The organism is Acidovorax sp. GW460-11-11-14-LB4 (assembly GCF_059423685.1).
Genome location: NZ_JBWKYJ010000055.1, coordinates 23,841 through 34,050, shown reverse-complemented (window position 1 = coordinate 34,050; position 10,210 = coordinate 23,841). Strand labels below are relative to the sequence as shown.

General features: G+C 67.2%; 11 protein-coding genes. 4 read left to right on the top strand and 7 right to left on the bottom strand.

Going from position 1 to position 10,210, the window contains the following annotated elements; all coding sequences use genetic code 11:
• Positions 1 to 406: 406 nt before the first annotated feature.
• The 5 genes from AC07X4_RS17575 to lplT form a co-directional block, all read right to left on the bottom strand.
• The gene (locus AC07X4_RS17575; RefSeq protein ID WP_116748605.1) at positions 407 to 907 is read right to left on the bottom strand and encodes a hypothetical protein; all 501 of its coding nucleotides are present in this window, start codon (positions 905 to 907) and stop codon (positions 407 to 409) included.
• Entirely contained in the window at positions 892 to 1,452 is a 561-nt protein-coding gene (locus tag AC07X4_RS17570; protein ID WP_494740801.1) for a hypothetical protein, read from the bottom strand. Before AC07X4_RS17570 ends, AC07X4_RS17575 begins: the two co-directional genes overlap by 16 nt.
• Positions 1,453 to 1,723: 271 nt before the next feature.
• Entirely contained in the window at positions 1,724 to 2,212 is a 489-nt protein-coding gene (locus AC07X4_RS17565; protein WP_288852849.1) for a glutathione peroxidase, read from the bottom strand.
• 75 nt (positions 2,213 to 2,287) lie between these two features.
• Positions 2,288 to 3,187, bottom strand: coding sequence for a DMT family transporter (locus AC07X4_RS17560; RefSeq protein ID WP_099731528.1), 900 nt, complete (start codon positions 3,185 to 3,187; stop codon positions 2,288 to 2,290).
• 286 nt (positions 3,188 to 3,473) lie between these two features.
• A complete protein-coding gene (gene lplT / locus AC07X4_RS17555; RefSeq protein ID WP_056057261.1) occupies positions 3,474 to 4,778 on the bottom strand; it encodes a lysophospholipid transporter LplT in 1,305 nt (434 codons plus the stop codon).
• A 156-nt stretch (positions 4,779 to 4,934) separates the two neighbouring features.
• Between lplT and alr the strand changes: the two genes are divergently transcribed.
• A complete protein-coding gene (gene alr, locus AC07X4_RS17550; RefSeq protein WP_494740800.1) occupies positions 4,935 to 6,050 on the top strand; it encodes an alanine racemase in 1,116 nt (371 codons plus the stop codon).
• A gap of 137 nt (positions 6,051 to 6,187) precedes the next feature.
• Positions 6,188 to 7,057, top strand: a complete 870-nt coding sequence (locus AC07X4_RS17545; RefSeq protein ID WP_494740799.1) for a hypothetical protein — start codon at positions 6,188 to 6,190, stop codon at positions 7,055 to 7,057.
• A 92-nt stretch (positions 7,058 to 7,149) separates the two neighbouring features.
• Here the strand turns inward: AC07X4_RS17545 and AC07X4_RS17540 are convergent, their stop codons facing one another.
• Positions 7,150 to 7,641, bottom strand: coding sequence for a MarR family winged helix-turn-helix transcriptional regulator (locus AC07X4_RS17540; RefSeq protein WP_494740798.1), 492 nt, complete (start codon positions 7,639 to 7,641; stop codon positions 7,150 to 7,152).
• Between the two features lie 71 nt (positions 7,642 to 7,712).
• Between AC07X4_RS17540 and AC07X4_RS17535 the strand changes: the two genes are divergently transcribed.
• The gene (locus AC07X4_RS17535; RefSeq protein WP_494740797.1) at positions 7,713 to 8,522 is read left to right on the top strand and encodes a siderophore-interacting protein; all 810 of its coding nucleotides are present in this window, start codon (positions 7,713 to 7,715) and stop codon (positions 8,520 to 8,522) included.
• Between the two features lie 37 nt (positions 8,523 to 8,559).
• On the opposite strand, the gene AC07X4_RS17530 is transcribed toward AC07X4_RS17535, so the two are convergent.
• Positions 8,560 to 9,447 (bottom strand): LysR family transcriptional regulator ArgP, encoded by an 888-nt coding sequence (locus tag AC07X4_RS17530; RefSeq protein ID WP_494740796.1) that lies wholly within the window; start codon positions 9,445 to 9,447, stop codon positions 8,560 to 8,562.
• Between the two features lie 77 nt (positions 9,448 to 9,524).
• Between AC07X4_RS17530 and AC07X4_RS17525 the strand changes: the two genes are divergently transcribed.
• Complete coding sequence (locus AC07X4_RS17525) at positions 9,525 to 10,133, top strand: LysE/ArgO family amino acid transporter (protein WP_494740795.1); 609 nt, start codon at positions 9,525 to 9,527, stop codon at positions 10,131 to 10,133.
• Positions 10,134 to 10,210: the final 77 nt, after the last annotated feature.

The window sequence follows — 10,210 nt, the reverse complement described above, 5'->3', positions numbered from 1 at the left end:
GTACAGGGGCGGGCGCGGCAGCCACTTCGGGCTCCGGCGGCGGGGGCGGCGTGTCGGCGCAACCTGCAAGCAGCAGTGCGGCGGCGGTCAGCAAACCAACGGGGGCGAAGCGTGTGTGAAAGAGCATGGACATCCCTTCGAGTTGAAAAAATAGTGATGGAAACTTGCGCGCTGAAACGATGACTCTTTGAGCGGCCTGGAACTGACCAGTAGGTCCTCGCCAGTCCGCGCGGAGGCCCTCAGAGGGCCACTGGCGCGGCGGCCTGCTACCGGCGGGACACATTTCGCGGCCAGCCAGATAGCGACTGGCGGAGGCGTCACCTTGGTGGCGCAAATCCCGCCACAGAAGACCGAAGACGAGACTCGGTGCCGTGGCAGTGGCAGAGCCGCACAGCGGCCCTGTCCGCTATTGCACCAGTTGCCAGAAGGTGACCTGCGCGAATTTGGCGTCGTTGGCCCAAGGGTCCCAGATGGTTTTGTCCCCCCGGCTTTTGGCACCTGGCCACGAGCCCAACGAGGTGGACATGGCCGGCGCGTAACTGCCCCGCGTGCGCAGGGTCTCTGCCTTGCCGTCGCGGGTATAGCTGTAGCCGCCCGCCGTCGTGTCTGGCCCAGGGTAGACAACGATCACGTGCCCGTTGGTGGCCTCGGATTTGCCGCCCACCACCAGCACACCTTCGCGCGCCAGACGGCCCACCTGTCCTGCCGGGACGATCTTCCAGTGCGCCTGCCCGCGCATGTGTTCGACCAGTGCGTTGGCGCTCATCCAAGCCTGGTTGGGCAGGTACTGCTTGATCACATGCCAGACGGCATGGCTGCATGAGTTGGGATACAGCGCATAGGCAGCATCGCAAGCCTGCTTGAGCTTGCTGACGGACTGCGCGGTTTCGGCTACGTCTGTGGGCACGAGGTCTTGTCCTGTGAAGGGGTGGTGTTCTTGGGGGTGTAGGTCCCCTTGCGAGGATTCCAGTGCAGGCTGGGCAGCGTGGAGTCACCGCCCACGGCAGGGGACTGCACCTTTAGGCGCAGTTCGTGCGGGGTACCGCGCTGCCATCGCCCGGCGCTGATGGTTAATTCCTGCGGGGGATCGACTGGGAAGAGGTGCGGGATGCGGCCCAGGCAGCGACCCGTCGCGTCAACGAGCATGGGCAGAGGAAAGTCGCGCCACGCCGCATCAGCGGGCAAGGTTTTGTAATAGTCGTCGGTGAACACGCTGAGCAAGCTCACCTTGGCAGCAACCGGCGCAGCCACGGAAGGCGGCTGCTGCGCGATGGCACATATACGCACTGCAGCACGATAGGGCTCCATCTCGGCAGGCAGACCCACGCTGCGGTCCACCGGCACGCACAAGGCTGGTGGGATGTTCACAAAGTCATGGGCTTGAGCAGCGCAGGCGGCGACAAGAAATGACGCAGCGGCAAAGCACGCTCGCCATCCAGCGAAAGCAGACATGAAGAGGGGCCTCCCAAACAGCAGAAAATGCGACCGAGTGGTCTCTGCCACTCTGAAACGACGCCGAGTGTCGCCGGTGTTTTCTGCTGTTTTGACGTCAATGCGTCTGTAGGCAACTGCTTGATTCAGCTTTCACAAATGCCTACATGGCGCATCAATTGGTAACGCCAGGCATGCGCGGAGCACCCTGATATGTGCTGATAAGCTCATCATCGCCTGTGATGGCGCGCGCAAAGAGCGGTGCCGTCCTCCGCGAGCCGGGGCAGTGGGTTCAGGCCGCCAGTGCCGCCTCAATATCCCCCCCCAGCTTCTTCGGCGCGTCCTGCGGTGCATAGCGGCGTATCACGCGGCCGTCCTTGCCGACGAGGAACTTGGTGAAGTTCCACTTGATGGCCTTGCTGCCCAGCAGGCCCGGGGCTTCGGCGGTAAGCCACTGGTACAGGGGCGAGGCGTTGGCGCCGTTCACGTCGATCTTGGCCATCATCGGAAAGCTCACGCCGTAGTTGAGCTGGCAGAAGCTGGCGATCTCGTCGTTGCTGCCAGGGTCCTGGGCGCCGAACTGGTTGCAGGGGAAGCCCAGCACGACGAGGCCTTGGTCTGCGTATTCCTTGTGCAGTTCTTCCAGCCCGCCGAACTGGGGCGTGAAGCCGCAGGCGCTGGCGGTGTTCACGATGAGCAATACCTTGCCGCGGTATTGCGACAGAGGCACGGCCTGGCCGTTCATCTGCAGGGCTTCAAAGTCGTAGATGCTGGTGGACATGCGGGTTCTCCGGGTGGGGATGACGGGCCATCGTAGCCCCAGCTGCAGAGGCCTGTGCGCAGGCGGGTCAATCCATCAATGAGGGCCCGCAGCGCCCGGTCGGCGGAACTGCAGCGCCGCCAGCAGCGATGCCAGCAGGATCAGCGCCCCGCCCAGCACGGTGCGCGTGTTCAGCGTGGCCGCGCCCAGCAGGGCCGACGACACGCTGGCAAACATCACCTCCGACAGCATCACCAGCGCCGTGGTGCCCGCCGCCAGGCGGGCGGCGCCAAATTGCAGCGCCCAGTTGCCCAGCATCAGCACCCCGGCCAGCAGCAGGCCGGTGACGACCCAGGTGGCATTGACGGCAGGGAAGGGTTCCACTACGCCCACTTGCAGGCCAATGCTGGCCACGGCCAGCGCCATGAGCATACAGCCGCCAAACATCGAGAACATGCGCGCGGGCCCCGGCACGGTGTGCAGGCGGCGCAGCGTGACGTTGGTCAGCGCGAACATGAAACCGCCCAGCAGCGCCAGAGCGTCGGCCAGCGACAGGTTCTGCAGCAGGCGCGATGCAGGCGCGCCCTCGGGCAGCAGCACCAGCACCACGCCGCAGAAAGCCAGCGCCAGGCGCAGCAGCGCCGCAGGGGTAGGGCGCTCGCCCAGCACCTTCCAGGCCAGCAGCACGGCCCAGGCGGGCATCAGATAGAACAGCAGGATCACGCGCACCACGTCGCCAATGGTCACGGCCCAGTTGAAGGCCACGTTGTTCAGGCCTGAGGCCAGCGCCAGCAGCCACAGCTGCGGATGCGCGCGCACCTGCTGCAAGATGCCGGGGCGCCAGGCCAGCAGCGCCAGCAGCACCACCGCATACATGCAGGCCGTGGCCCACAAGGGGTGCAGCCCCGCCTGGTGCATGTGCTGGAACGGCCACCACGCCAGGCCCCAGACAAAGGCGTTGAATAAGAGTGCGGCGAAGGGGAGGGGAGAGTGCATTGAAGGGAAAAACAGGCGGTAGCGCTAGTGGAATATGCGCTGAAAGCTATAAATTATGTAGCAGGTGGTTCCATGCTGCACAGCCAGCTAAAACTGGCACGCTTCAAGGCCAGTGCACCCGTGGAACTGGCTTTGCCAGGCCACTGGGTGTGTCCCCCTCCCGCGCAGCGAGAGAGGGGGAAGACGCGCAGCGGCTCAGGGGGAGCCTTCCATAGCTCCTGGCCACTGGGTGCGTCCCCCTCGGGGGAAGCGGCGAAGCCGCACAGGGGGGCTTCGCAATCAGGAGTCAATGGTGCGTATCGTGCCGCGCGATGTCCAGCAGGTGGTTCACTTCGTCGCGGTGGTTCACGCAGTTGCGCTGGTGCCAGCGGCGGATGACCCACATGATGCCCGCCACCACCAGCCCGAAGGTGGTGATGGCACCAAACACCGACAGGCCGAGCTTGAGCGACAGGCTGTAGAAAGCCCCCAGGCCCAGGATGCAGGCCTGCTCGTTGAAGTTCTGCACGGCAATCGACCGGCCTGCGCCCATGAGGTTGTGGCCCCGGTGCTGCAGCAGGGCGTTCATGGGCACCACCAGATAGCCGCCCAGGCCACCCAGCACGATGAGGAACGGAATGGCCAGCCAGATGTTGCTGATGAACACCATCAGGATCAGCAGCAAGCCCATCGCAATGCCCAGCGGGATCACGCGGGTGGCCATGTCCAGGCGCATGCGCATCGATGCCACCACGGCACCCACGGCGGTGCCGATGGCCACCACGCCCGTCAGGGCCGAGGCCTGGGTGGTGTTGTAGCCCAGGGCCACGGCGGCCCAGGCCAGCACGATGAACTTGAGGTTGCCACCGGCGCCCCAGAACAGGGTGGTGGTGGCCAGCGAGATCTGGCCCAGCTTGTCGCGCCACAGGCGGCTGTTGCAGGCCCAGAAGTCGGGCAGCAGGTTGAGCGCGTTGGCCACCACGCTGCGTGACGGGTCGGCGCGCAGGGGGCGCATCTCCACCCCGGTGTGCGGGATGCGGGTGTTGAACCAGGCAGCCAGTGCATAGACAGCGATCAGCGCTGCGATGGCGGCCTCGGCGGGGGTGTCCACGCCGGTGTCGATCACGGGGAAGTCAAAGCCCAGCAGCATGCCCGACAGCTGCTGCCCCACCAGCTGGCCGCCCAGCAGCACGCCCAGGATGATCGATGCAATGGTCAGGCCCTCGATCCAGCCGTTGGCCTTGACGAGCTGGGACGCGGGCAGCAGTTCGGTCAGGATGCCGTACTTGGCGGGAGAGTAGGCCGCAGCACCCAGCCCCACCACGGCGTAGGCCATGAGCGGGTGCGAGCCAAACAGCATCATCAGGCAGCCCGCCACCTTGATGGCGTTGCTGACAAACATGACCTTGCCCTTGGGCAGCGCATCGGCAAAGGCGCCGACGAAGGGCGCCAGCACCACATAGAACAATGCGAACATGGGCACCAGGGCTGCGCGCTGCCACTCGGGGGCGCCTCCGGTGCGCAGGAGTTCCACAGCGGCTACGAAGAGTGCGTTGTCGGCCAGCGAGCTGAAAAACTGCGCCGACATGATGGTGTAAAAACCGCGCTTCATCGAATGGCTGGTGAGAGCATCAGTTGGGCTGATGCCCTGGTAAATGTGAAGAATCGTAGCGAGGGACAGGCGGTTATATCACGCGGATAAACGGCCACAGTGCCAGAATCCGGCGCTGGTCCCCCGGTAAATCCCTCGCTCCATCAGGTCTGTCCCATGCCCCGTCCCATTGCTGCCACCATCCACACCACGGCCCTGCACCACAACCTCGCGCGCGTGCGCCAGTCGGTGCCTGACGCCAAGGTGTGGGCGGTGGTCAAGGCCAACGCCTATGGCCACGGCATCGAGCGGGTGTACGAGGGCCTGCGCGGCGCCGACGGTTTTGCGCTGCTGGACCTGGCCGAGGCCGAGCGCGTGCGCCACCTGGGCTGGCGCGGGCCCATCCTGCTGCTCGAAGGCGTGTTCGAGCCGCGCGACCTGGAGCTGTGCTCGCGCCTGGGCCTGTGGCATGCGGTGCACTGCGACGAGCAGATCGACATGCTGGCCGCGCACAAGACCCAGGTCCCGCACCGGGTGTTCCTCAAGATGAATTCGGGCATGAACCGGCTGGGCTTCACGCCCGAGCGCTACCGCGCCGCGTGGGCCCGGCTCAATGCGCTGCCGCAGGTGGACGAGATTTCGTTCATGACCCACTTCAGCGACGCCGACGGCCCGCGCGGCATTGCCCACCAGATGGCGGCGTTCAACGCCGCCGCGCAGGACCTGCCCGGCGAGCGCAGCCTGAGCAACAGTGCCGCCACGCTGCGCCACGCGCAGGATGCGGGCGTGCGCGCCGACTGGGTGCGCGCGGGCATCGTGGTCTATGGCAGTGCGCCGGACTTCCCCGAGCACCATGCCGGCCACTGGGGGTTGCAACCCACCATGACGCTGTCCACGCGCCTCATCGCCACCCAGCAACTGCAGGCGGGCGACACCGTGGGCTATGGCTCGCGCTTCACGGCCGACGGCCCGCTCACCATTGGCATCGCCGCCTGTGGCTACGCCGACGGCTACCCCCGCCACTGCGACACCGGCACGCCGGTGCTGGTGAACGGCGTGCGCACGCGCCTGGTGGGGCGGGTGAGCATGGACATGGTGACCGTTGACCTCACGCCCCTGCAGCAGGCGGGTGTGGAGGTGGGCTTTGGCAGCGAGGTCACGCTCTGGGGCCGCGCCAGCAATGGCGTGGTGTTGTCCATCGACGAGGTGGCGCAGGCAGCAGGCACCGTGGGATACGAGCTGATGTGCGCCCTGGCGCAGCGCGTGCCGGTGGTGGTGGACGCCGGGGCCTGAAGCCCCCCTTCATTGGCGTGCGGCAGGGCGCGGTTCGCGCACAAGTTCACGCCGCAGGGCCCGCCTGCGTGGGGCGCGGCCTGAAACTGGTGTGAAATGGCGCCGTCTGTTTGCCACCGCGCCAGCGCGCTCCTTCCATGGCCACACCCCGCAGCAACTCCTCCAGTTCCAAGAAAAAAGGCAGCTCCACCTGGCGCTCGGTGCGCATGCCGCACCACGGCGCGGTCGCGCGCACCCTGCAGCAGCGCTACAGCCTGCGCTGGCACGGGCTGCTGATCGGCAGCTTCACGCTGCTGCTGATGTGGGCCACCTCGCACCTGCAGATGGTGCTGGGCGTGGATTCGCTGGCGCTGCGGTACCTGGTCACGCTGTCCGTGGGCTACGTCGGCTATCTGCTGGTGCTGCGCGCCTGGGCAGCGCGGCTGGTGCGGCGGGACGGGTCGTCGGGCGATGGCAGCAGTGTGGAATTGCCCGACATCTCCTGGCCCAGTGGCAATGGCCCCTCCGGTGGAGGCCAGGTGCCCTTGCCCCGCACCGGCGGTGGCAACTTTGGCGGCGGCGGCGCATCGGGGGACTTTGGGGGCGGGTGGACGCAGGGCCTGTCCAGCGGGGGCTCCGGCAGCGACTCCAGCGTGCTGGGCGATATTGCCGGGGGCGCGGCCGATGCGCTGGGCAGCGCCGACGAGGGCGCCGTGGTGGTCGTGCCCGTGGTGGCCATCTTTCTCATCGGCGCGGCGCTGATCCTGGGTGCGGGCTCGCTCGCCATGCTGTTTTTTGGCTGGGATGTGCTGCTCACGGTGGCGGTGGAGATCGCCTTTTCAGTGGCCACGGCCCGCGCCGCCGTGGGGGTGGAGCGCGAGGGCTGGCTCAGCGCCGCCGTGCGCCTGACCTGGAAGCCGCTGCTGGGCGCGCTGGTTTGCGCCGTGCTGCTGGGCGCCACCATCGACCATTTCCTGCCCCATGTGCAGTCGCTGCCCGAGGCGTTGCGCGTCATCCAGGGGCGGTGATTTGCTCTCTATTTGATAGCACACAGGGCATATTGCACTAGCGCTTGGGGCAAAAATCCCTTCAAAAGCACTTGAAACCCCCTGTGGGGCCCTTAACGGGAGGATCGGCCCTTGCCGTGGCTGCAGTCCTCGCCAGTCTCCAGGGGTGGCAGTGCGTCCAGGTTGGTCCGCACCCGCGCCAGCAGGGCCAGCAATTGCGCCTGGGTGTCGTCGTCGCAGCCTGCCAGCACCTGGGCCGACAGGGTTTGCCGCGCGGCCTGCAGCGCCTGGTACAGCGCCTGGCCCTCGGCGCTCAGCGTGAGGCACAGGCTGCGCCGGTCCTCGGCGTGGGGCTGGCGCTCCAGCCAACCCTTGTCCTGCAGCGGGCCCAGCATGCGTGCCACCTGGGCCTTGTCGGCGCCGCTGTGGCGCACCAGCTCTTTCTGCGTGGCGCCGGGGTGGCGGCCGATGAAGTTCAGCGCGCGAACTTCATTGAAGGTCAGGTCCGGATGCACGGAGGTCATCGCGCGCACCATGCGCGCCCGGTAGGCGTGCATCAGGTCGTGCAGGGCTTCAAACACATCGGGGCGGGCGCGTGGGGGCATGGCGTGGCTATCTGTTGACAAAGTCAACTGAATGGCGGATGATTTGGTTGATTAAATCAACATTTTACGCCATGAACGCTTCTTTTCCCCTGGCCGCCACGGCCCCCTCCCTCGCTATCGAGCGCATTCGCCATCCCCTGCAGGGCCGCCACCTCCAGGTGGTGCGCCGCACCCAGGTCAGCCCCGGCTTTGTGCGGCTGACCCTGGCCGGCCCCGAGCTGGCGGGGTTTGTGAGCGCCGGGTTCGACGACCACCTCAAGCTCATCCTTCCCTCGCCCGGGCAGGACCGCCCCACCTTGCCCACGCTGCAGGACGGTCGCCCCGTGTTTGACGGCCCGCGCCCCGTGCTGCGCGACTACACCCCTGCGCGTTATGACGCCGCCACGGGCGAGCTGGACATCGAAGTGGCCCTGCACGACGCCGGCCCCGCCACCGACTGGGCCGCCAGCGCCACGGTGGGCCAGTGGGTGGGCATTGCCGGGCCGCGCGGCAGCATGGTCGTGCCCACGGGCTTCGATTGGCACTGGCTGCTGGGCGACGAAACCGCGCTGCCCGCCATCGCCCGCCGCCTGGCCGAGCTGCCCGCCAGCGCGGAGGCCACCGTGCGCATCCAGCTGAGCAACCCAGCCGACCAGCGGGTGCTGACCAGCGCGGCGCAGCTGGACCTGCAGTGGGTGAGCGCGCTGCCTGCGGCAGTGGAGGCGCTGCCGCTGCCCGCCGGCGCGGGCTTTGTCTGGGCTGCGGGCGAACACAACGACATGGCCGCTGTGCGCCGTGCCATGCTGGCCAAGCCGGGGGTGGACCCGAAACGCATGCGCATCTCCGCTTACTGGAAGCGCGGCGCGGCGGACCACCACGAGGACCTGGCGAGCGCTGTGTAGTCGGCCCCTGCTTGCTACATCACTCGCTACTTTCCTCTCAGCGCAGCAGCGTCAGCGCCGCCGCCTTTTGCACTGCCTGCGTCACGTGCTGCAGGGCCTGCACGTTCAGGCGCCAGCACTGCCAGTACAGCGGCACATCCACCGGCTTGCCTGCAATCAGCTCGACCAGGGCGCCGGTTGCCAGGTCGTCCTCCACCAGCGGGTCGGGCGTCATGCCCCAGCCCAGGCTGGCGCGGGTGGCTTTGACGAACGCATGTGCCTCGGGCAGCCAGTGCACGGGCGGTGCGAGCTTGCGACGCGTGAGGCGGCCCACAAAACGCGCCTGCAGCGCATCCTTGCGGTTGAACACCAGCATGGGTGCCTGCGCCAGGGTGGTGGCGTTCACGCCCTGCGCAAAGTGGCGCTCCATGAACGCAGGGCTAGCGAGCGCGCGGTAGCGCAGCGTGCCCAGCGGCAGCACCTGGCAGCCCTGCACGGGCTGCGGGTCGGCCGTCACGGCGGCCATCACGCGGCCCTCGCGCAGCAGGTTGGCCGAATGGTCCTGGTCCTCCACATGGATGTCGAAGGTGATGGCCTGCCCCTCGGCCGCCTGCGTCATGGCGTGGGGGAACCAAGTGGCCAGCGAGTCGGCATTCACACCAATCGCCAGCCGCGTGGTGCTGTGCTGCCCGCCGCCAATGGTGGCCAGCGCATCGGCCTCGCTCAACGCCACCTCGCGCGCATGGCGGTACAGCGCCTGCCCGGCCTCGGTGGGCGTGCAGGGCGCGGCGCGGCGCACCAGCACCTGGCCCACGCGCTCTTCCAGCAGCTTGATGCGCTGCGACACCGCTGAGCGCGTGACATGCAGCACGGCCGCCGCTCGCTCGAAGCTGCCCTCATCGATCACCGTTGCAAAGGCGTTGAGCTGGGCGGAGTCGAGTTGCATGGGTGGTTAGCCATTCTGACGGATCGTTAAAAAGTATAGCTGGCGTCAACGAAGGCCCTTGGCCAGAATCCGTGCCCATGGTCTCCACTGCCTTCGTCCACGGTTTCACCTCCACCGCCATGCTCATCATGGCCATTGGCGCGCAAAACGCGTTTGTGCTGCGCCAGGGCCTGCGGCGCGAGCATGTGATGCCTGTGGTGCTGGTGTGTGCGCTGTCGGACGCGGTGCTGCTGCAGGTGGGCGTGTGGGGCATGGGCGGCGTGCTGCTGGCCCGGCCTGAATGGGCGCAGTTCATGCGCTGGGCGGGCGCGCTGTTCCTGTTGATGTATGCGGCACAGACTGCCGCGCGGGCGCTGCGCCCCGGCCAGTTGCTGGTGGCCACCAGCGGCCCCGGCGCCACTTTGCGCACTACTCTGGCCACCGTGACGGCGCTCACCTGGCTCAACCCGCATGTCTACCTGGACACCGTGGTGCTGCTGGGCACCATGGCCACACCCTACCCGGCCTGGGGCCGTGCGCTGTTTGCGGCGGGTGGCTCGCTGGCCAGCGCGCTGTGGTTCTTGTTGATCGGCCTGGGTGCCCGCTGGCTGGCCCCGTTGTTTGCCACCCCGTCTGCGTGGCGGGTGCTGGATGCGGTGACGGCCACCACCATGCTGGTGCTGGCAGGGGTGATGGCTCTAAGCTAAGAAGAATAAGTTCGTTTTCTAAAAGCGCCGCTTGGGGGATAGTCTGGCCATTCAGCATTTTTTGGCGTTTTTGCCTA